This is a genomic window from Rhodoblastus sp., from assembly GCF_052145335.1.
Lineage (GTDB): Bacteria > Pseudomonadota > Alphaproteobacteria > Rhizobiales > Beijerinckiaceae > Rhodoblastus.
The window spans coordinates 1-21879 of sequence record NZ_JBKQOU010000248.1 but is presented as its reverse complement, the minus strand read 5'-3'; the positions used below and the strand labels follow the sequence as shown (position 1 = coordinate 21879).

The following is a 21879-nucleotide window of genomic DNA, read 5'->3' as shown; positions in this document are numbered from 1 at the left end:
GGCAGTCATGAGCAAGTGGAATCTGATCATCAACGTCGGCCGGTGCGTGAACTGCTACAATTGCGTCCTCGCCGACCGGGACGAACATTCTGGCAACGATTTCCCCGGCTATGCGGCGCCGGCCGCGGAACAGGGCGAAAGCACGATCCGCATTCGCCGCCGCGTGCAGGGCTCAGCGCCCATGGTGGAGACCGTCTATCTGCCGGTGATGTGCAATCATTGCGACAATGCGCCTTGCCAGAAAGTGGGCGGCGATGCGATTTCTAAGCGTGACGACGGAATCGTCCTCATCGATCCAGTGAAAGCGCGCGGACGCCGGGACATTGCGAAATCTTGCCCCTATGGCGCCATCGTCTGGAACGAAGAGCTGCAGATTCCGCAGACCTGGATCTTCGACGCCCATTTGCTGGACTCCGGCTGGACCATTCCCCGCTGCCAGCAGGCCTGTCCGACCGATGTTTTCGAGGCTGTCAAGATCGACGATTCCGTGATGAAGACGCGCGCGGCAAAGGAAAACCTGCGGCGTTTGCACGAGAAACTCGGCGCGGAGCCGCGAGTCTGGTATCGCGATCTGGATCGATGGGAGACTTGTTTCATCGGCGGCTCCGTCAGCGCGCTGATCGGCGGGCGCGTCGAATGTGTGAAGGACGCCAAAATCTCACTTGTCCGCGACGGCGCGAAAATTCAAGAGACGGCTTCCGACGATTTTGGCGATTTTCGCTTCGATGGTCTTCCGGCGAACAGCGGCGCCTATCGGATCGAAGTTCGGCACGGACTCGGCAGCGCATCGCGCGATTGCAAACTGATTGAAAGCGTCTATCTTGGCGAACTCGCGCTTCGCGCCGTCGATTCGACAGCGGACGCCATTTCGCCATGACTGACGTCTCGCAACTTTGGTGTCTCAAACCGGCCGACCCCGTCGAGTTGGAAGTGCGCGCTGCGCATGCGCCGTCGCCGGGCGACGGCGAGGCGCTGGTGCTCGTCAAGGCGACGACCGTCAATCCGATCGATCTGGGTCGGGCGAAAGGATATGGGCGGCGTTTCCTGCGCCTTGTCGGCGCCGGAAAATTTCCGCTGATTCTGGGAAACGACTTTGCTGGCGACATTGCCGCCGTCGGCGCGGACGTCAGGGATCTGCATCCGGGCGACCGCGTGTTCGGATTGGTTCCGACCGGCAAAGGGGGCGCCCATTCAAGCTATGTCTGTGTCGACGCCCGCTATATCCGCCGTTACGAGGGCGCCGCGACCGACGAAGCTCTCGCGACCCTGCCCTATTGTTTCAACACGGTCTGGCAAGCCTTGCACGGCGCCGGAATTACCAAATCCAACGCCAAGGGACTGCAAGTCTTGGTGCACGGCGCTTCAGGCGGATTGGGCCAGCTTTCGCTCCAACTGCTTGGCCAATGGGGCGCGTCGGTCACAGCCGTCTGCAGCACACCCAATGCGGCCAAGTGCCTCGAACTCGGCGCCGCCAAGATCTGGGATCGCCGCCAGCAAAAGCTCGACGCATTGCCTGCAACCTTCGATGCCGGATTAAATTTCGCCAATTGGCAGGACGAGGAAATTCTGCTTGGCCGATTACGGAAAGGCGCGCTGGGCTATGCGACCGTCGTGCATCCCTTCCTCGGCAATTTCGATCGCTTCGGATTGGTCAGCGGCGGCTGGCGCAATTATCGCGACTTCACACGGATGCGCGCGCTCGCCGCCGAAAAAAATGCAACCTACCGCTGGATCATTTTTCGTCCGCATCCAGAAGCGCTGGACGAATTGCGGCGACTTGTCGCGGCCGATGCGGTAAAACTGACCGTCGGGATGGCGGCGCCCTTTTCCGAGGCGCGTCGCGCCTTCGAACATGTCGCAAATAACGCAACAGGGCGCGCCGTCCTGCTGCCGTAAGTCTTTCCGCTGCATCGATCGCAAACCTCTCGCAATTTCCGCCCCGTAGGAGGGGGAAATGGATAAAGAGAAAAAAGGACGAGAATCTTCCCACCGGAAAACCTCGGCCACGCTCTGTCGCGAAGTTTCGAATTCGGACGGCGATGTCCTGATCACCGCTTTCGGTCTCGCGGCCTTTTGTCGCGAGATGGCGAAGCAAGGCGTCAAGAGGGATTTGTTGCTGGAGACAATCGGCCTCACAGCTGAATCTCTCGACGATCCAACGACCAGCATCACGCGCCGACAGAAATTTCAGTTCCTTCAAAATATCAAACGAATGACGAGAGATCCGGGGATCGGATTGCGCGCCGGTCAGCAGCATCGGATTCACGATCTTGGATTGTTCGGATTGGCGCTTTCCTCTTTCCCGACTCTCGAGCGGAGTTTGCGATTCGGTCTCGCTCATGATCGTCTGGCTGGGTCGATCCTCGATCGCAGCCTGCACGTCGAGGGGGAGCGGGCTGTCATCGAAGGCCACGATAATTATGGGCTGCAAGCGCTGCTGCCGCTTGTCGTTGAATATTCGTTCAGCACGATGCATCGCCTAATTGAACTCGTCATGGAAAGGCCGTTCCAATCGCTGCAAATGCGCCTGCCTTATCCGGCGCCGGCCCATGCAAAGCTCTATTCCGAACTTTTTCAATGCGACGTCGAATTCAATGCAGGCGCCCTCGATTGGCGCTTCGACTCCGCAACCCTTTCCGATCCCTGTCCGCGCGCTAGTCTCTTGTCCGAACGGATGTGCGCCGGACTTTGCGAACGCATGCTGCAATCGCTTGGAAGCAGCGAACCGGCGCTTGTTCGCGCCGTCAGGCAGGAATGTTTGAAAAGCATTAACGACAAAAATCCGCCGACCGTTGACGCATTGGCCGAGCGGCTCAATCTTTCATCTCGAACATTGCGTCGCAGGCTCGCGGAATTAGGATTCAATTGCCAGGACGTAATCGAAGATTCGCGCAATCGGCTTGCCAAGGAATTGCTTGGCAATACAGGACTGAGTATCGACGACATAGCCGAGCGCGTCGGATATTCGGACGCATCCAGCTTCCGCAAGGCTTTCAAGCGTTGGACGAGCAAGACGCCGGCGGATTACCGAAGCGATGTCGCTTGGCGAGATCCGCTCGCTCAATCGCTGGTGCGCAGACGACAGAAATTCAATTGTTCTCGACAAGCGAGCGTCGGCGCGCTCGCGACGATTTCCTCATCTCGATGATCGCAACATTGTCCATGCAAAGCCGCCTTTGATGGATATTCTTGGACCCACGCGGGAGAAAGCCATGCAACGAATCCTGGTAGTCGAAGACGAATTCTTGTTGGCCTTGCGCATCCAGACATTGCTGGAGGACGCGGACGTTGAGATTGTCGGCCCCGTCGGGACGCTGGACGAAGCCCGGAAACTGGCCGATGACGAGACGTTGGACGCGGCGCTGCTCGACGTCAACATCGTCGGCGGACGGGTCGATGATGTCGTCGAAATTTTGCGGCGTCGCGACGTTCCCTTTCTCTTCGTAACCGCCAATGACGCAGACCACCTTCCGCCAAACTGCAGCCGTGTGGCGGTGGTCGCCAAGCCGTTCAGAGACGATGATCTTTTGCACGAAGTCGGCCGCCTCAAGTCGGAAATGTCTCCTGGATCGCCGGCGCTGCAAAAGGGGCGCAGCCGCCCCGTGACCGTTTCCCGGACTGGCTTTGCATGACTTGAATGTGGATGGCCTTGATCTCTGAATATGCGATCGGCAAGCCGCCACGACTGAAAACTGAACTTGTCCCTGATCCGTCGGCGCGCCCCTCCCCGCGCCGGCGCTGCGGCCGAGGCGTTCTGACCTCCCGGGAAGCCTCGGCCGCCTTTCATTCCTGGCGTTCCGATTCTGCGCGATCTGGTCGAATTGACCGCTGCAATACGCTCGTGCATCGCAGGTTTCTGGTGGCAGCGGCGCTTTTGCCACACTCCGCGGAAATTGTGCGAGATGGCCGATTAAGCCCTTTTTATGGCCGGAATAAACCTGTGCTCGCTTCCAGACACGTTTTAGCGTCAATATATTGAGGGCTCGAAAAAAACACGCTAGCGTGGGGCGAGCCGTGAGCCTGTTCGCACCGTCGCGGATCATGGCCAGGGAGGATGAGACCAGGATATGAAAACAAGCAACGCGAAAATGCTGCGACTTATCGGCGCCGCCGGAAGCGCCTTTGTCATCTCGATCGGCGTCGCGCATGCGGGCGCCTTCGGTCTCAACGAATATAATGCGATCTCGACGGGCGTGGCGTCGGCCGGCGGCGCGGCGGGCGGCGCCGGGATCGGCTCCATCGCCTTCAACCCGGCGACATTGACCGATCTTTCCGGGATGTGGGCTTCCCAGACATTTACCTTTATCGATCCCACGATCAATGTTAATTCGCCGGTGTTCGGCAACACCAACGACATCGGCAATGGCGGGCGGGTGGTTCCCGCAATGCAGACGTCCTATCAGTTCAACGACAGGTTGTGGTTCGGCCTCACAATCGATTCGCCGTTCGGCCTCGCCACCGAAATCAACCCAAGTTATTATGCATCCTTCTACGGCCACACGACGCAGGTCACCGACATCGATGCGACGCCGATGGTCGGTTACAAAGTCAATGACTGGCTTTCCGTCGGCGCCGGCCTGCAGGTCAACTGGTTCTATGCGCGATTCGGCAACTATGCGACGCCGCTCGTTCCAGGCAGCGAGGTGTCGATCAATGGCCACGATTATAACGTGGGATACAAGCTTGGTCTCACTTTGAAACCGTTCGCCGGAACTGAAATCGGCGTCGGCTATCGGTCGCAATTGAGGCCCGAATTGTCGGGAACGCTCACGAACAACATTCCCTTGTCGGGATTGTCGGGCATTATCCCTCCCAGCATTCAGCCCATGAATGCGGATCTGGTCCTGCCGCAGCAGGTCAATGTCGGCGTTCGCCAGGTCATCAACGATAAATTCACGCTTCTCGGGACTTATCAATGGACCGATTGGTCGTCGTTCAATCGTTTCATCGTCAATACCGACTTTGGTCCGGCCTTGCCGTTGAACTTCCAATACAACAACGGCTGGCTGATCGCCCTGGGCGGCGAATATAAGTACAATGAACAGCTTACGTTGCGCGCCGGCGTCAATTACGAGAATTCGCCCATCGACACTGCAAATCGCGCTCCGCGTTTGCCTGACGCGGATCGGTTCAGCTTGGCGGGTGGCGCCAGCTACCAGTTCACCAAGCAGATCAGCGCTGACCTCGCCTACATGCATGTCTGGGTCAAGGATGGCGCGATCAATCTGACGAGCCCCGCCAACGGCCAGTTTGACGGAGTGCCTTACGTCGGCACTGCGCAAGCGAACGTCAATATCGTGTCTTTGACCCTGAACTACCATCTTGACGCGCCGCCGACGATCATAGCGGCAAAATATTGACCATGATATTGACTTGGTCGGCGTCCGCGCCGGCCAACAAAAAAGTGTGTCAATGCGTAAAATCCTCGATTTCCTTGCTCGAAACGGCATGCCGTTGGAGCGGGTCGAGGGTCCGAGCCTCGATAAGAGGCGGCGGCGGATGCCTCGACTCGCCGCCGCCTGCGTCAATGCGCGATTCGCTCTCGGGCGAACCGCCACCTGCAGGAGCGCGCCGGCTGCAGGCTCAAGCGGCCGGTCGGGCGGCCATCCAATGACGTCCGCAGATCATACGCGAGCTTTACCTATCAGGCCGGAAGCTGGACGAAGTCGCGGCGGGCGATCGCCAAGGCCGAACGGCATCCAGCGAACTTTTTCTGCACTTCGGGTTCATCTTCTCCAACATGGCGCGCCCGTTGGAGAATGTCGTCGCCTTCGACAACAAGCGCGGCCCATGCGAGCAGTGGATCAAAGAACGCAAGGGTGCTATCAAATGGACGCGGCTTTCATGCCGTTCATTCGCCGCCAATACCGTCCGCCTCCAGCTTCCTGCGCTCGCCTCCAATCTCGGCGACTTTCTGCGCATGCTGGCGACAGCGGAACCGATCAAGGAATGGTCGATGACGACGCTGCGTGAAAAGCTGATCAATATCTGCGCGAAGGTCGTGAGCCACGCGCGCGAGATCGTCTCTAGATGGCCGAGGTCGCCCTTCCGGGAGTTGTCACGAGTCTGATCGAAGAGGACGGAAAAGGTGCGTTTCGATGACGGCAAATTTGGGTTTTTCCTCACTTAACAGCCGTAGCGAGCGTCCAGACAACGGTCGAAGGCCGGCAGCGTCGGCGTGGACCTGCCAAAAGCCGTCGGTCGGGGCAATTTTGGACCGGAACCGACGGCTATCCAGGGAATATCGGATGAAACTGTTGTTTCGGGTGGTCTTTCTGCTCGGCTTGGCTTCGTCTGAAGCCGGAGCCGCCGACCTTTCTTCTTTTGGCGGGCTTGGCGAGGCGCCGCCGCCACCGGAAAAATCGCCGTTCGAGCTTCGGCTTGGCGTATTCGCCCATGATCCGCAAAGTCCCGAGAAAGGCTCGGCCGACCTCAACGGCGAGATTTTGTTGGGAAACCTGAACCCGTCGCCTCTGGGTTCCTGGTGGAACATTCTCATCCTGCGGCCGCAAATGGGCGGGACCCTCAATTTCGTGGGGAAAACCAGCGCTCTTTACGGGGGGCTCACGGGGACAGTCTATCTTTATCGCGGCCTGTTCCTTGAGGCCTCGTTCGGCGGCGCGGCCAATGACGGCAAAGCCGGCGCCGTCGTGCCTCCCGGCTACAATGCGATGGGCTGCAATGTGTCGTTTCATGAAAATGCGTCGATTGGCTATCGCCTGAGCGAAAACTGGAGCCTGATGGGAACCATCGAGCATTATTCGAACAAAGGTTTTTGCGTCCGCAATCGCGGGCTCACCAATTACGGCGCCCGTCTTGGTTATTCGTTCTAAAGCGCTTTCCAATCCGATCGAACCGGATCGGCCTCTAAAATTCGACGTCGAGTTCTTCTATTTCCTCCGGCTCGACTTTCGCCGCCTTCGCCCATTCGACTATCGGCGCCCGGTTGAGAATGTGGTCGCGGAAGCCCGAGCATTCCGAATCGAGCGCCACATTATAGGTGGCGAAGCATGAGCAGACCGGCGCGAGCATGGCGTCGGCCAAAGTCGGTTCGGCGCCGAACAGGAAGGGGCCGCTATATTGGCTCGGGCAATCGCGCCAGATGGCGCAGACGCGCCTAAATGAGGACATCGAGATCAAATAGGCTTCGACAATCGAGTACATCATGCCGCAAAAATGGAGAGCCGCTTGGCCTATCCCGGCTTGTCCAAAATATTGACCTGCTCGGCGTCAGCTCAGGTCCAGCAAAAAAGATTGTCAATGCGCAAGATTCTCAAATTCCTTGCTCGAAACGGCATTCCATTCGAGCAGGTCGCGGGTCCGCGCGGCGACGGGACGCGCCGGCCGGCGGATGTCGCGACATGCCGCCGCCGGCGCCGAATGATTCTCCTGACGCCAGTCGTCGTATCTCTTCTTGCAGGCTGCGCGCCCCCGAGAGAGGGCGTGCTGTTTCCGCTCCGTGCGGCGACCAGCGACGCCACCAGGGTCGACATGCTGGTGGCGACGACGCGCAAGCCGACGGAAGATCCGGGTCGGCTTTATTCCGGCGACCGGGGGGACGAGATCTCGATCAACCGCCTCGTTGTCTCCATTCCTCCGGATCGAAATCGAAAGATCGGCGAGGTCCAGTGGCCTTCGCAAATTCCGCCCAACCCCGAAAAGGAATTCGCCCTGCTCGAAACGAGCAAGATCGCATCCGAACGACAGGCTTTGCAATGGTTCCGCAAAAATCGGAACGCAAAAAGGCAGGCGATCATTTTCGTCCACGGCTTCAACACCACCTTTGCGGAAGCGGTCTTCTTCTTTGCTCAGGTCGTTCATGATTCCGGAACCGACGCGGCGCCGATCCTGTTCACCTGGCCCTCGCGCGGCAATGTTTTCGACTATCCTTATGACAAGGAGAGCAGCCTCTACTCGCGTCGGGCTCTCGAAGATCTGATCCTTCAGGCCGCACGAAGTCCCGATGTGAGCGACATCACGATCCTCGCCCATTCGATGGGCGCCTGGCTGACAGCGGAAGCGCTGCGCGGCGTCGCGATGCGCGAAAAGACGATACCCGACAAGATCAGGAATGTGATTCTGGCGTCGCCGGACATCGATGTCGACGTGTTCCGCCGTCAACTCATAGAGATGGGCGCAACACGGCCGCATTTCACCATATTCACCTCAATGCAGGACAAGGCGCTAGGGATTTCGCGCTTGATTGCGGGCGACGTGGAACGCGTCGGAGGCGTCGATCTGAGACCTTACGCCCCCGATCTGGAGCGAATCGGAGCCACGGTGATCGACACCAGCGCCTCCGACTCCCATGATCCTCTGCGACACACCACATTTGCGGACAGCCCCGAGATGGTACGCCTGCTGGGCCGGCGCATTGCCGGCCAGTCCCTGCAGGCCGGTCAGGTTACTTGGACGGACCGGGTCGGGCTGGGGGCGATCGGCACAATCGATCTCGCCCGCTCGGCGACGCAGGCGGCAGTCACGGCTCGAATTTCCACCGCCATCCGTGCCGGCCAGGCGGAGTTACGGCAGGGACAAAGTTCTGCGGGGTCAAAGATCGTCAACGGTCAGGTTTCGTACTGACTTCGGTCCAATAGAAAACGGTTCCAGGTGTGTATATCGGATAGTCGCGGAAAACTCTTAATCTCCCTGACGATAAAGAGAATGATTTCCCGTCCCCTGCGATTGCGCGCGCAGCGCAGATAGACGAAGGACAGGAACGCCTCCAGCCGCTCCCTGCAACTCCCCTTCTGCGCAGCGAGCATGGCGTCTGCGTCGGCCGGCATGCGGCTCGAATAATGGCGGACCATCGCCTCGAACAGCTTTTCCTTGGTTTTAAAACAAAGGTAGATCGTTCCCTTGGTCACGCCCGCCAGCGCTGCGACATCCTCGAGCCGCGTCGCGGCAAAGCCGCGCTCGGAAAAGGCCTCGAAGGCCGCTTGCGCGGAGCGCATCCGGATCGGTCCTATACATTAGGATCAGGCACTCTCGGTTGAAGAACCGATCTGGACCGCGCGGAAATGCGGGATTGGTCATGGGCATTGCGTAGGCTGAACGGCGTACGTCGGCGATCTTCATATCAGGCGCTCCTGGCTGTGACATCGGATGTGGAAAGCTGCGTTTTCTTGCGCAACATTGGTCTTGTGAGCAAGCTGTCTTTGGGTGGAGCAAGGCCCGAAAGATCGACCGTGGAGCGTTTGCCAACCGCGCTACGATTCGTCGCGAGCCAGCGATCGGCGGCCTGGAGTCCCATTTCGTGCAGATGCTGCAAGAACTCCCACTGGTTGTTCATCTTGCTCGACGCCCCGAATGAACCGAGCGCCTCGTCGCCGATCCCATGCACGTGAAGGAGCCTCAACGGGGTCTGGATGGCAGACGACTTTACGAGGTGCTCGACAAAGGCGACCGCCGCCAATTCCATCATGAAACTCGAGTTGAAGCTGATTTCGCCAATTCGGTCGATGATGGCGCGCGCCGTCTGCGGCACTGTCATGCGCTGGATGGGGTTGATGCCTACGACGATCAAATCGGTCGCGCTCGTGCCAAGGTAGAGAGGCGCCAGCGCCGGGTTCCCGGAGTATCCGCCATCCCAGTAGAAATCCTCGCCAATCTGGACCGCCTGATAGCACTGCGGCAGACACGCGGAGGCCAGCAGCACCTCCGGTGACAGCTCGGCGTTATGGAAGACGCGCCGCAGTCCGGTCTGGACGTTGGTAGCACAGACGAAGACGCGAGCTGCGGAGGCATCATGGCGCAACCCTTCGAAGTCGATGCGCTCCAGCAGCTCCCGCAGTGGGTTGTGGTTGGCCGGATTGGTCTGATAGGGCGACCATATGCGCGCCAACATCTCCGCCGAGAGGAAAACCGGATTGTTATCGAGGCGCCAATCGCGCTGCGGGCCAAAGGGCCAGAAGCTCGCGTAGCCGCGCAGACGGCCAACATCCTCCCAATAGCGCCGCAGATCCTGTTGCGCCTGCGGTGCGCCGCCGCGGAGCAGGCCATCGGCGAGAATTCCAGCATTCATGGCCCCGGCGCTGGTGCCGCTGATGCCCACGATTTCGAAGCTCGGCTCCTCCAACAGGCGATCGAGCACGCCCCACGTGAAGGCTCCATGAGAGCCGCCGCCTTGCAGCGCGACCGCTATGCGCCGCTTCTTGGGCGGCCGAGCAACATGTGGAGTGTTGGTTTTCTGCTTCATGTGACTTCCTCTGTTTGCCTTGATCATCGGCCACCCAAGGACGCTTCCTTCCCAATCGACTTCGTTTTATTCCTCGGACGCTCGAGCACCCACCCACGTACCGAGTGGTAAGGCGGGAAGTTTCGTCGCCAGTCCGTCGAGCATGCCTAGCAACACGCTCTCGCTCAGTTCGTCTGATTTTCCCATTGGACCGGCGAGCCGGTCGACCAGCAGCGTGGTCAGGCCATGTACGAGCGACCAATAGATCAGAGTTGCTCCAGCGATTTTCCGTTCGTTTCGCAGCGTATTGGGGATGGCGCGTCCCAGAGCCCCGTGAACAATCGTTTCCGCAATCAGGACCTTGGTCTTCTCAGCCGCAACTCTTTCGATGACAGGCCGGCCATAATCCGGGCCGCTAAGGAGTCCGCCGAACATCAATCTGTACAGGGCCGGATTCTCGACGCCGTGGCGAACGTAACTGCGCGTCAAGGCAGATAGCCGTGCACGAGGACTGCTCAGCCCTTCCATGGCGTGGGTCATACGCTCCGCCAGAAACTCGAACCCCATCGCCGAGACGGCCGTTAACAACTCGCGCTTGTCGCCGAAGTGCTTGTAAGGCGCGTTATGGCTAACGCCCGCACGACGGGCGAGCTCCCGCAACGAAAACTCCGTGCTTTGTGTCTCGCTCAAGACCTTCAGCGCCGCGTTCACGATAGCGCGGTGCAAGTCACCGTGGTGGTAGGGGCGCTCCTCGGCAGTGACGTTCGGTTTGATCATGGGCCGTCCATTTGGCAAGCGAAGTTGTCGCTGTCGACATGTCACGCATTCACGGTAGAGATCATGTTGACATCGCCCACATAACAGCATAAAGTGGCCGCTGTCAACATATTGATCCTTTGGAACATTTGCATGCCTGCCTAGGAAGCGCGCGATATCGCGCCGCATAACCACCTCGCCCGCCGCGTCGACGCCATGAAAACCGTAGGCCGGCATCCATCACGCACGGGGCTGTCCGCTTGGTCGACGCCTTCGACGACCAAATCAAGCAAGTAAATTGGAGCGCTTTTCGCCGACATTCGACCCTCGCTTGCGGCGGCGTGACCCACGCCGAAATCGAGGGCATGCAGGTTCGATCCAGAGAACGGGGCGCCGCGCCAGATTTGAAGGCTCGAATGCGCGGTGAGGCGCCGCCAATTGACCACGATCAATGCACCGCCAGCTATCGCTTGAGACTAATACCAGCTATCGTTTGAGACTAATATTGGACGCTCGCAATGCCGGGCGTCGCAGCCGTTCGCCAGATGGCCGCCCCGTTGCCCCGTTGGAAAGGACCCGTCATGCCCGTGCAAAGCTTTGGTCGCCTTGTCGGCAACAAATCCGGCCGCTCGTCGCGCGCCATCGCGCGATGCGCCGCCCTGATCTGTGGGGCTTCGCTCACGCTTTTCTCGGCATCGGGCCTGTCGATCCCTGAGGCTTACGCTGAATCGAAACACCCCAATCCCGTCGAGGACGTCCACAAGGCGGTCGAGTCGCTGATCAATCGCCTGCGCGGCCACGACATGCCTGAAGGCATCGTGAAAACCAACGGCCGCATCGAGGCCACGGAAGTCGATGTCGCGGCGAAATATGCGGGCCGGCTGGCGGCGGTCAATGTGGACGAGGGGGATGAAGTCACGGCCGGGCAGGTCGTCGCCGTCATCTCCTCGCCGGAGACGGAAGCCCAGCTGCGCGGCGCGCAGGCGCAACTCCTGAAAGCGAAGCAGGCATTGGCGGAGGTGGAGGCACAGATTGCCCAGCGCAAGAGCGATCTGGATTTCGCCAAGACGGATTTCGAGCGCGGGCAGGCGCTGATCGACAAGGGGTTTATCACTCGCCAGACCCTGGATCTGCGGCGCAACAAATTCGAGTCCGCGGACGCGGCCTTTGTCGCGGCAAATCACAATCGCGACGAGGCCATTTCCCAGATCAGTTCAGCCCAGGCCAATGTCGAACAGCTTCAGTCCGTTCTTGTTGACCTGACGCTGGTCTCCCCCAGAACCGGACGGGTGCAATACCGGCTCGCTCGCGCCGGCGAGGTGGTCGCCGCAGGGCAGCGGGTTCTCACGATCCTCGATCTGAACGATGTTTACATGACCATCTACCTCCCGGCGAATGTCGTCGGCAGGCTCGGCCTCGGCGACGAGGCCCGCACGATCCTCGATCCGATTCCAGAATATGTTTTGCCCAACAAGGTCAGCTTCGTGGCGACCGAGGCCCAGTTCACGCCAAAGAGCGTGGAGACCGCCGAGGAGCGGGAGAAGCTGATGTTTCGGGTCAAGCTCCAGGCCGATCCCCAGGTTCTGAGCAAATTTTATCGTCAGGTGAAGACCGGCGTCCGCGGACTTGGCTTTGTCCGCACCGATCCCAAGGTTGCCTGGCCCGACGAGCTCGCCGTGAAGTTACCGCAATGACCGCTCCCATCGTCGCCAGGGTCGAGGGCGTTACGCACCGCTACGGCAAGACACTAGCGCTCAACGACCTCACGCTCGACATTCCCGCCCAATGCATGGCGGGACTGATCGGGCCGGACGGCGTCGGCAAGTCCACCTTGCTGGCCCTCCTCGCCGGCGTACGAAAGATCCAGACGGGCAAGGTTCTGGCGCTCGACGGGAATATGGCGGACGAGGGCCATCGCCGGGCGAGCTACGGACGCATCGCCTATATGCCGCAGGGGCTGGGCCGCAATCTCTATCCGACCCTCAGCGTTTTCGACAATATCGACTTTTTCGGCCGCCTGTTCGGTCAGGGCTCGGCAGAACGGCGGGCGCGCATCGACGAGCTTCTGAAGGCGACCGGGCTCGACCCTTTCGGGGATAGGCCTTGCGGCAAACTCTCGGGCGGCATGAAGCAGAAAGTCAGCCTGTGCTGCTCGCTGATGCACGATCCCGATCTCCTCATTCTCGACGAGCCGACCACGGGCGTCGATCCGCTCTCGCGCCGGCAGTTCTGGGAGCTGATCGATTCCATCCGTGCGCGCCGTCCGCAGATGAGCGTGATCGTCGCTACCGCCTATATGGACGAGGCGAGCCGGTTCGACTGGCTCGCCGCGATGGACGACGGCAAGGTTATCGCGCATGGCGCGCCGAAGGAAATGCTCGCCCAGGCCGGCAAGACCACGCTCGACGACGCTTTCATCGCCCTGCTCCCGCCGGAAAAGCGCGCCCAGCATCAGGCGGTCGTCGTGCCGCCGCGCACTGAAAGCGACGACAAGACGCCGGCGATCGAGGCGGAAGGGCTGACGCGCCGGTTCGGCGATTTCATCGCCGTCGACCATGTGAGTTTCCGCATCGGACGCGGCGAAATTTTCGGCTTCCTCGGCTCGAACGGCTGCGGCAAGACCACGACCATGAAAATGATGACGGGGCTTTTGCCGGTTACTGAAGGCACGGCCAAATTGTTCGGCAAGCCTATGGCGGCCGACGACATGGAGGCGCGGCAGAACGTCGGCTTCATGTCGCAGGCTTTCTCGCTTTACAGCGAACTGACCGTGCGGCAGAACCTCGATCTGCATGCGCATCTCTACCACCTCCCTGCGGGCGAGATCGAAGGCCGGATCGCCGAACTCCTAGAACGGTTCGACCTGAAGGAAAACGCCGACGCCAAGCCGGAGAGCCTGCCGCTCGGCGTGAAACAGAGGTTGCAGCTTGCCGTGGCTGTGCTCCACCGGCCGTCCATGCTCATCCTCGACGAGCCCACGTCGGGCGTCGATCCGGTTGCCCGCGACGCTTTCTGGCGCACGCTGGTCGATCTCTCTCGCAAGGACGGCGTCACCATCTTTCTATCGACCCATTTCATGAACGAGGCCGAGCGCTGCGACCGTATCTCGCTGATGCATCAGGGACGCGTGCTGGCCGTCGGCGCTCCCAGGGAGCTTGTCAAGCAGCGCGGCAGCGCCACGCTGGAGGAGGCCTTCATCTCCTATCTGGAGGAAGCGGGCGGAACAGAAAAGAAAGAGCAGGCCGGAGCCGCGCCGCAACCCGAAGCGGCCCCGGCGCTGGCGGCGGCCGAGCCGGCCCAGTCGCGTTCGTCACGCCGGTTCGATCCCGGACGTCTATGGGCCTACGCCCGGCGCGAAACGATGGAGCTCCTGCGCGATCCTTTCCGGCTGGCCTTCGCTTTCGTCGGTCCCGTCATCATGATGCTCGCCATGGGCTATGGCATCACCTTCGACGTCGAAAACCTGAAATTTGCGGCCTTCGATCAGGACCAGACGGTGGAAAGCCGCCGGCTCCTCGAAGGCTTCTCCGGCTCCCATTATTTCACCGAACGGCCTCCGATCAACTCGTCGGAAGAACTCCAGCAACGGATGCGGGCGGGGGAACTGGCCGTCGCCATTGAAATTCCGGCCGGCTTCGGTCGCGATCTCGCCGGCCTTCGTCCGCCCGAAGCCGCCTTCTGGATCGACGCCGCGATGCCGTTCCGGGGCGAGACCACCAGCGGCTATGTCACCGGCATTCTGTTGCGCTATGCGCAGGATCTCCTCGTCGAGCGCCAAGGCCCCAACGCGCCATCCAACGTCTATCTGGGAACGGTCAACGTTGAAAATCGCTTCCGCTACAATCAGGCCTTCAAGAGCGTTTTCTCCATGGTTCCGAGCGTCATTGTGATCATGCTGGTGCTGATCCCGGCGATCATGGCGACCATCGGCATCGTCCGCGAGGTCGAGACCGGCTCCATCGCCAATTTTCGTTCGACGCCGATCAGCAAGCTCGAATTCCTCCTGGGCAAGCAGTTCCCCTACGTCGTCGTCGGAATGCTGACCTTCTTTCTCCTTGTGCTGATGGCGTTTTTTGTTTTCCAGGTGCCGGTCAAGGGATCGCTGGTAGCGCTGACGTTCGGGGCTTTGCTCTACGTTTTCTCGACTTGCGGCTTCGGGCAAGTCATCTCGACCTTCACCCGGACCCAGGTTGCGGCGGTCTTCGCCACCACGGTTCTTTCCGTCATTCCCGTCGTTAATTTTTCCGGTCTGCTCGTGCCCGTCTCCTCTCTCACTGGAACGGGAAGGCTCATCGGGCTGCTGTTTCCTGCGGCCTGGTTCGAGCCGATCAGCGTCGGCGCCTTCACCAAGGGACTGGGCTTTTCCGATCTCTGGTCTTATGCGCTTGTCCTTGCCGTCTTCGTGATCGCCTATTTCATCGCCGCGCATACATTCCTTCGCAAGCAGGAGAACTGAGATGTCGCTTGCGAACCCGACGACCGATCCGCCAAGACCGCCCGCGCCACAGGCGGAGACGAAGGTGGCCCCGCCCGGCGGCCATGGTTTCGCCAAGCTGGGGCGGCATATCTCCAATGTCTATCGGCTCACGATCAAGGAGCTACGCAGCATCGTCGCCGATCCGGTCATGCTGGCTCTTGTGGCGTTCTCGTTCACCATCGCGATCTACGCCGCGGCAACCGGCGCCTCGACCGAAGCGACCAATCTCTCGGTAGGAATCGTCGACGAAGACCATTCCGATCTGTCGCGGCGCATTGCCGATGGCCTCACGCCGCCCACGTTCAAGCCGGCGGTCGAGATTACGGCGCCTGAAATCGACCCGGCGATGAATGCGCAACGTTTCCTTTTCGTCATCGAGATTCCACAAAGATTCCAGGAGGATATTCTCGCCGGGCGGCAACCTTCCGTTCAAATCGACGTCGACGCCACCGCATCCGCCCAGGCCTTCAATGGCATGACTTACATCCAGAACGTGATCCTGAAATATGTCGCGGCGTTCGTAGCAGGGCGTGAAGGCGGGAGCGGTGAGCCGATCAAAGTGGTGACGCACGCAAAATTCAATCCGAATTTCAAGTCGAGCTGGTTTACCGGGGTCATGCAGATCATCAGCAATCTCACCATGATCACGGTGATGCTGACCGGCGCTGCGCTGATCCGCGAGCGCGAGCAGGGCACGGTCGAGCATCTCCTGGTCATGCCCGTCGTCCCCATGGAGATCATGCTCGCCAAAATTATGGCCAACGGACTTGTCGTCCTGGGCGCGACGGGCCTGTCGCTGCTCTTCGTGGTGCAATGGTGGTTGCAGGTGCCGATCGCGGGATCGGTTCTGCTGTTTTTGGCCGGCTCGTGCATTTATGTGTTCACTGTCGCTTCGCTTGGGATTGCACTGGGAACAGTTGCCGCCACGATGGCTCAATTCGGCTTGTTGTCGATCCCGGTTCTGCTGGTGATGATGCTGCTTTCGGGCTCCACAACGCCGCTCGAAAGCATGCCCGTGTGGCTGCAATACCTCATGAAAACCATCAGCCCAACGCCGCATTTCGTCATTTTCGCGCAGGACGTGCTTTATCGCGGCGCGGACGCCGCAATCGTCTGGCCTGAGCTTTTGGCGACGGCCGTCATCGGCGGCGTCTATTTTGTTTTCGCCTTGCGCCGGTTTCGTAGCGTCATCTTCAGCGGGTGAGCGCCCGGCGGCCAGGATCTCGGGCGCTCGCCTCGGGCGGCGTCGGTTTATAGCCAAGTGAGCCATGCGAGCGTCGCTCGCAAGGATAAAGTTCAACTTCAGGAGGCGCTTCGATCATGCAGACACCAAACGCACTCGTCCCCCCTTCAATGCCGCTGTTGGGCGTGCCCTTGTTCTGGCCGCTCCTCGCCACGAAGAAGATCGCGGAAGGAGGCCTGGATCTATTCGTCCGGGATGCGAAGGTTCTCGACGAAGAGGTCAAGATCGTTCAGGAATTGCGCCCGCAGCTCGCGACGCCCAATCAAGTCCGGCTCGAGCTTCGCACCATGACCCTTCGCGATTATGGTCGCCCGTCTCCTCTCCCCACCCTGGTCGACGCGCCTTTCGCCGGGCATTCCGCGATGATCGCGGACTATTGCCAGGGCCAAAGCCTTGTCGCGACCTTGCTTGAAAATGGCGTCGGCCACGTCGCTCTCACCGATTGGAAGTCGGCGACTCCTGACATGAAGGATTTCGACATCGACAATTATCTGGCCGACATGGTCGTCGCGATCGACGAGCTTGGCGGCAAGGTCAATCTCGTCGGCCTGTGCCAAGGCGGCTGGACGTCGGCCATGATCGCAGCGCGTTTCCCGGAAAAGGTCAATTCCCTCGTGCTCGCAGGGTCGCCCATCGATACGAAAGCGGGCGATGGCCCGTTGAAACATATGGTCGAACTTGCGCCCCCGAATTTTTACGAGGACCTCGTCGCCGCCGGCGGTGGCCTGATGCGCGGCGAAGTCATGCTGCAAGGCTGGAAGAACATGAACCCGGCTCAACACTACCTGCGCGAACCGGCCGAACTTTTCCTGCACATCGACGATCCCGCTTATATCAAAAAAACAGAAATATTTTCGAGTTGGTACGAGCATCCGCTCAACCTTCCCGGACGCTGGTATCTCCAGGCGATTAATCAGCTGTTCAAGGAAAACCGTTTCTGGAAAGGCGAGTTTATTGGCCTCGGCCGCAAGCTCGACCTGAAAAACATCGTCTGCCCGACCTATCTGCTCGCCGGAGAGGCGGACGACGTCACCACCGCCGAACAGGTCATGAATGCGGCGAAGGCTATTGGGACCCCCAAGGACAAAATCGTTTCCCGCATCGCGCCCGGCGGCCATATCGGGCTTTTCATGGGCTCGAAGACGCTCAAGGAAACCTGGCCGGACATCTCCCGCTGGATCGCCGCGCAGTAACTTTCGCGGGCAACAGGAATGAGCCCGCCGAGCGGTTTTGCGGCGGGCTCCTTCCCTTCAACCACGTCCGGATTGCGCGGCGCGAAGAAGATGACGCGCGAGACTATCGCCGTTGAGAGCGCAGTCGGCAGAAAACGGAGCATGGCAATCTCCGAACCCGGCTTGACCAATACCGAGGCACAGGCGTTCCCTTCTCCTGCAAATCGGCAAATATTGTTACGGTGTCCACTCAGGACTTCGCGGCAGTCGACTTCCTAAGCCCATGGATGAGTGCGTTGATTAACGGAATCAACAGCTGGGGTAGCGCGGTATCGATCGGATTATGGATGAAGTTGCCGACCGATTGCCTTATACCGATGATCTCACCGCGAAGTTCAACGAGCTGTTGTCGAAGCGCGATAGCGTCTGTTTCGAGTTCTTTCAGCGCGAGGTCACGGACTTCAAGAGCGAGATCGAGATCGCGGCCCGATTGCGCCGATTCCGAGAAAAAGAACAGCACAATCGCAAGAAAAATGTTGGCGCCTCCAATCGCGGACGCCGCCCAACCAGAGCCCCAGGTCTGTTGCAACGCGAAAAATATGGCGATATTGACCATGATGACGCCGAACAGGCCAAGCGCGACTGCCGCCGCCTTGAAGCCCATCCGCGACGCCAGCTGCCGCAGGCGGACATCGGCAACGATTGTTTCCGCGCGCCAAAAAACGCGAAAATTGCGTATGGTGCTGTCCATGTTCTACCCTCTTCTTGCAAGTCGCCCGACGCCGACGCCGAGCAGGAACGCCGCGCCCGCCAGGACGAGGGGGTGTTCGGAGACAAGCCCTTCGACGCCATCGGCATAGTCCGACAGAACCTGATGCAATTCCTTGAGTTGCGTTTCCAGCTGAGACAGGATCGCGTCTTCGGCGAGGCTGTCCGACGCAGCCTCGATCTCTTGGGTTGGCGCTCGGCTCCCCCGTTGAGCGGACGAAGTCTGGAGATCTGCGCGTAGGGAGGAGAGCTCCTCCTCCGTCTTGGGAGACCGCTTCATTTCAGAGCGCCTTGCGAATGCGATTAAAAGCTTCCCGGATTTCTTCGCCGAGGATATCGACAGCGTCGCTGACGTCTTTCACGCTTTGATCGACTTTGGCCTCGTTTTCGAATTTTTTCCAGCGATCTTCTATCTGTGAAAATTCAGCCTGCATTTCTTTCGAGCCAAGGTGTATCTTCAGCTTGATTTCGTCGCGCAGACGCGCAAGCTCTTCAACCAGCTTCGGGAATTTCTGGATGCCGCGGTCCATGGAATATTCCTTTCGGATAGTTCAGCGCGTTCCCGACTACGGGCTCGAGTCGGCGCCGAATGCCTCACTTGCGGTGTCGCCGTGTCGGTCGAAGCACACATAATGCATCCCGTCTCGCGATCAATTATTGGATCCTCGACTCGTACTACGAGCCATGTCGTGCATTAAAATTTTTACCTCGTGACCATATCCGGCGGTCTTTTCAGCCAACCCTCGTTCAGTGGCCAGCGCGCGCCTTGGAAAACGGCCTCAGAATGAATCCAGAGCCTTGGCCAGTTTCCTCCCGCCCAGCGCGATCATCACGATCGCCCAGCCCGACGAGATCAGATTGACCCCGGCGAGAATTCCGAGCGTCCAGGCGGCGCTGATCGGCCAATTGCTGTAGATGACGAAGGCCAGGATCAAATCCATGACGCCACTCGCCAGCATCCAGCCCCAGGAGCCGGGAAACGCCTGCCGATAGGCGATGGACGCAGCGCTCTGGAAGACGCCCTCGGCGACGAAGAACGCCATCAGCACCAGCGTCAGCAGAACGGTCCCTTCGACAGGGCGCCAGATCAGCAATACGCCGGCGGCGACCGACAGCGCCGCCGTGATCAGACCCCAGAGGAACGCCGGGATATCTTCGGAGGAAAAGATCGCGACCAGACCGACGACGCCGCTGATCGTGAACAGCCAGCCGACGAATATATCGACGGTCAAGGTCGCGACGACCGGCATGGCGATCGCGGCGACGCCCAGCACGATCATGATCGCGCCCTGCAACATGAACAACTTCCAGTGTTTGTTCAAAGCTTTTTGAAGGGCGCCACGCATGCCGCCGACGCCTTGACCCATGGAAGACATGGAATTCTCCTGTCGAATGAATGGCTGGGAAGACATCGAAGAAGCGACCGCTAAAAAAATAGGACGCTTTGCAGGCGCGCGCTTTGTTCTGCGTCAACGCCGCGCAAATTCGATGGGCGGCGGAGCCCGCCCTGCCGAGGCCGTATTCAGCGGTTTTCCAACCGATTGTAATCGAGCAGTCCCCGGTCGGCCTGATCCATCCGCGCTTCCGCTCCTTGCAGCCGATCGCTGAATTCCCAGAATTTCGGATCGGTTCGGCGCACGGCGAAACGATCGCTCAGGCGCTTGTAATCGTCCTCGGTCTTAAGGGAGGCGAGCGCCCGGATGAACTCCGGCAATTGCTCCTTTCCTAGCCGAAAAAACGCGTTCGGATAGGCGCCGATCAGGCCCGGAACCACGGTTAGGGCGTTTTCTTCCGGCTCCAGTTCGTTCTGTTCGGTCAGCAGGTGGGTGACGTTGCGGTGGCCGGTCTCCTTCAAGACGGTAAAATAGCGTGCAACGCCCTGCGGGTCGGTCACGACGAGGTAGAAGAGTTCCGGAACCAGCGCGAGACTTTCGCCTCGTAGCGCCGCGAGACGCTCAAGCTGCTCCCGTAAACCGGCATCCTTCACATTGGCGAGAGACAAGCGCGTGTCGAGCGCCTGCTTCAAACGCCGTTCAAGCATGCCGAACAACTCCGGCTCCGGATCGGCGCCGTGGTAGGCGATCCCGCTTTCGACTCCCGGTTCGAACACCAGCGCTCTCATGTGATCGAGGGACTCTTTGGCGGCGTCGCGATACCAGCGCGCAAGCACCTCGGCGCGCGCGTCGGCTGGCAGGAAACCGATGAAGTTGGCCTCCCCCTCCATGCGCAGGAAATCCATGTAAAGCCGGCTGTTGAGATTGTGCGTCACGTTGCCGAAAACGTCATAACCGGCCACGAGAAGGTAATAGATTCGCTCGAAAAGGCTGTAGTCCATGAGCCAGGCGGTTTTCGGAGGGGCGCCGACGAGGCCTCGAACGACTGTCGCGTTGTCGAAGTGCCTCATCACCGTCAAGGCGGCATTCCGATTTGTTCCGTCTCCGTCCCAGACCATGTCGAGCCGGGGGCCGCCGTGGGATGCGGCAAAGGCGCGCAAACCGATCGCACGCTCCCGCTGATACTGCCGTTCCCGCGCGGCATAGCCAAGCCAGGCGGTCAAAAGAGGCGCGCTGTTGCTGCCGTCCGCCGCAGGCAGGGTCATGCTTTCCAGCGCCCGTCGCGCCACGTCGTCGGCGTCCCTTTGTACGCCCACGCCAGGAGCGAGAAAAAACACCCAGAATCGATCCTCGATGACGTTCAGCGCGACCTGCCCTCTGCACACTGGCCCCTTGATGAAAGTCATGATGAAATATTGCGCGTCGTCGAGCAGGAAGCGATAGCGCGATTCCTCGGGAATCGCCCGAAAGGTCGCCAAACCATTAGAGGCTTGTTGCGGCATGTAGGAAGGCTCTCTGTCGACACTATAGTCGGGCGCAAGGAACAGCGCCAGGTATCGCTCCATCCGCGCTTTATCCAGCCGGTAGGGCATGTGCGTCTTGGCGACGATCGGCTCGAGATCGCGCTGCAATCGGTAATAGGCCCGCTCGGCTTCCGGGGCGTCGAACGGACGCCGCGTCGCAATGATCGAAATCGGCTGTCCCGGCGGCGTGGCGCTGCGCACGAGGCGAAAAGCAGGCGGTTCGAACGCGTCGTTCAGATAAAGATGGGCCAGAAACAGATGCTCATACAAGAAGCGGCTCATCAACCGCTCCTTGAGCATATCGCCGTTCAGGAAGCGCTCCCAGTCGGCGATTTCGGCTTCCTCGCGCGCAGCTATCGGCGCCGGCCCCTCATCCGGCGCGCCCTGCTCGATCCATCGGACAATCAGGTCCTGATCCGCCGGATTTAT

General features: G+C 60.0%; 20 protein-coding genes and 2 pseudogenes. 12 read left to right on the top strand and 10 right to left on the bottom strand.

Annotated elements, in window-relative coordinates; genetic code table 11:
• The first annotated feature begins 7 nt into the window (after positions 1-7).
• The 7 genes and pseudogenes from ACLP2E_RS15870 (at position 8) to ACLP2E_RS15840 (ending at position 6833) form a co-directional block, all read left to right on the top strand.
• Positions 8-877, top strand: a complete 870-nt coding sequence (locus ACLP2E_RS15870) for a 4Fe-4S dicluster domain-containing protein (RefSeq protein ID WP_442461368.1) — start codon at positions 8-10, stop codon at positions 875-877.
• Positions 874-1896 carry an alcohol dehydrogenase catalytic domain-containing protein gene (locus ACLP2E_RS15865; RefSeq protein ID WP_442461369.1) on the top strand — a complete coding sequence of 341 codons (1023 nt, stop codon included), beginning with the start codon at positions 874-876 and terminating at the stop codon, positions 1894-1896. The genes ACLP2E_RS15870 and ACLP2E_RS15865 overlap by 4 nt, the downstream gene beginning before the upstream one ends.
• 58 nt (positions 1897-1954) lie before the next feature.
• On the top strand, positions 1955-3148 hold the full coding sequence (locus ACLP2E_RS15860) for an AraC family transcriptional regulator ligand-binding domain-containing protein (RefSeq protein WP_442461370.1): 1194 nt from the start codon (positions 1955-1957) through the stop codon (positions 3146-3148).
• Between the two features lie 64 nt (positions 3149-3212).
• Positions 3213-3632, top strand: a complete 420-nt coding sequence (locus ACLP2E_RS15855; protein WP_442461371.1) for a response regulator — start codon at positions 3213-3215, stop codon at positions 3630-3632.
• Positions 3633-4067: 435 nt separating this feature from the next.
• The gene (locus ACLP2E_RS15850; protein ID WP_442461372.1) at positions 4068-5360 is read left to right on the top strand and encodes an OmpP1/FadL family transporter; all 1293 of its coding nucleotides are present in this window, start codon (positions 4068-4070) and stop codon (positions 5358-5360) included.
• A 171-nt stretch (positions 5361-5531) separates the two neighbouring features.
• A pseudogene (locus tag ACLP2E_RS15845) lies at positions 5532-6022 on the top strand (transposase); the annotation flags it as partial.
• 226 nt (positions 6023-6248) lie between these two features.
• Positions 6249-6833, top strand: coding sequence for an acyloxyacyl hydrolase (locus tag ACLP2E_RS15840; protein ID WP_442461373.1), 585 nt, complete (start codon positions 6249-6251; stop codon positions 6831-6833).
• Between the two features lie 34 nt (positions 6834-6867).
• Here ACLP2E_RS15840 and ACLP2E_RS15835 read toward each other — a convergent pair whose 3' ends face one another.
• Positions 6868-7131, bottom strand: coding sequence for a glutathione S-transferase C-terminal domain-containing protein (locus tag ACLP2E_RS15835; protein ID WP_442461374.1), 264 nt, complete (start codon positions 7129-7131; stop codon positions 6868-6870).
• Positions 7132-7443: 312 nt separating this feature from the next.
• Here ACLP2E_RS15835 and ACLP2E_RS15830 point away from each other — a divergent pair, with 312 nt between their 5' ends.
• Positions 7444-8583 (top strand): alpha/beta hydrolase, encoded by a 1140-nt coding sequence (locus ACLP2E_RS15830; protein ID WP_442461375.1) that lies wholly within the window; start codon positions 7444-7446, stop codon positions 8581-8583.
• On the opposite strand, the gene ACLP2E_RS15825 is transcribed toward ACLP2E_RS15830, so the two are convergent.
• The 4 genes and pseudogenes from ACLP2E_RS15825 to ACLP2E_RS15810 form a co-directional block, all read right to left on the bottom strand.
• Entirely contained in the window at positions 8568-8954 is a 387-nt protein-coding gene (locus tag ACLP2E_RS15825) for a TetR/AcrR family transcriptional regulator (RefSeq protein ID WP_442461376.1), read from the bottom strand. The two genes, ACLP2E_RS15830 and ACLP2E_RS15825, sit on opposite strands and share 16 nt — an antisense overlap.
• A pseudogene (locus ACLP2E_RS15820) lies at positions 8941-9078 on the bottom strand (acetoacetate decarboxylase); the annotation flags it as partial. The gene ACLP2E_RS15825 and the pseudogene ACLP2E_RS15820, both read right to left, overlap by 14 nt.
• Position 9079: 1 nt before the next feature.
• Entirely contained in the window at positions 9080-10198 is a 1119-nt protein-coding gene (locus tag ACLP2E_RS15815) for a patatin-like phospholipase family protein (protein ID WP_442466482.1), read from the bottom strand.
• 66 nt (positions 10199-10264) lie between these two features.
• The gene (locus tag ACLP2E_RS15810; protein ID WP_442466481.1) at positions 10265-10954 is read right to left on the bottom strand and encodes a TetR/AcrR family transcriptional regulator; all 690 of its coding nucleotides are present in this window, start codon (positions 10952-10954) and stop codon (positions 10265-10267) included.
• Positions 10955-11514: 560 nt separating this feature from the next.
• Between ACLP2E_RS15810 and ACLP2E_RS15805 the strand changes: the two genes are divergently transcribed.
• The 4 genes from ACLP2E_RS15805 to ACLP2E_RS15790 all read left to right on the top strand — a co-directional run bounded on the left by ACLP2E_RS15805 (position 11515) and on the right by ACLP2E_RS15790 (position 17846).
• Positions 11515-12627, top strand: a complete 1113-nt coding sequence (locus tag ACLP2E_RS15805; RefSeq protein ID WP_442466480.1) for an HlyD family secretion protein — start codon at positions 11515-11517, stop codon at positions 12625-12627.
• Positions 12624-15389, top strand: coding sequence for a ribosome-associated ATPase/putative transporter RbbA (gene rbbA / locus ACLP2E_RS15800; RefSeq protein WP_442466479.1), 2766 nt, complete (start codon positions 12624-12626; stop codon positions 15387-15389). The genes ACLP2E_RS15805 and rbbA overlap by 4 nt, the downstream gene beginning before the upstream one ends.
• Before the next feature lies 1 nt (position 15390).
• Positions 15391-16614 (top strand): ABC transporter permease, encoded by a 1224-nt coding sequence (locus ACLP2E_RS15795; RefSeq protein ID WP_442466478.1) that lies wholly within the window; start codon positions 15391-15393, stop codon positions 16612-16614.
• A gap of 116 nt (positions 16615-16730) precedes the next feature.
• Positions 16731-17846, top strand: a complete 1116-nt coding sequence (locus ACLP2E_RS15790; protein ID WP_442464520.1) for an alpha/beta fold hydrolase — start codon at positions 16731-16733, stop codon at positions 17844-17846.
• 229 nt (positions 17847-18075) lie between these two features.
• Here ACLP2E_RS15790 and ACLP2E_RS15785 read toward each other — a convergent pair whose 3' ends face one another.
• The 5 genes from ACLP2E_RS15785 to ACLP2E_RS15765 all read right to left on the bottom strand — a co-directional run.
• A complete protein-coding gene (locus ACLP2E_RS15785; RefSeq protein WP_442464521.1) occupies positions 18076-18576 on the bottom strand; it encodes a phage holin family protein in 501 nt (166 codons plus the stop codon).
• A gap of 3 nt (positions 18577-18579) precedes the next feature.
• Entirely contained in the window at positions 18580-18873 is a 294-nt protein-coding gene (locus ACLP2E_RS15780; RefSeq protein WP_442464522.1) for a hypothetical protein, read from the bottom strand.
• A gap of 1 nt (position 18874) precedes the next feature.
• Positions 18875-19123 (bottom strand): hypothetical protein, encoded by a 249-nt coding sequence (locus ACLP2E_RS15775; protein ID WP_442464523.1) that lies wholly within the window; start codon positions 19121-19123, stop codon positions 18875-18877.
• A 249-nt stretch (positions 19124-19372) separates the two neighbouring features.
• Positions 19373-19969: an HdeD family acid-resistance protein gene (locus tag ACLP2E_RS15770; protein WP_442464524.1), complete on the bottom strand. Its 597-nt coding sequence runs from the start codon at positions 19967-19969 to the stop codon at positions 19373-19375.
• A gap of 146 nt (positions 19970-20115) precedes the next feature.
• Positions 20116-21879: fatty acid cis/trans isomerase (locus ACLP2E_RS15765; RefSeq protein ID WP_442466477.1), on the bottom strand; the 1764-nt coding region annotated here is incomplete at its 5' end.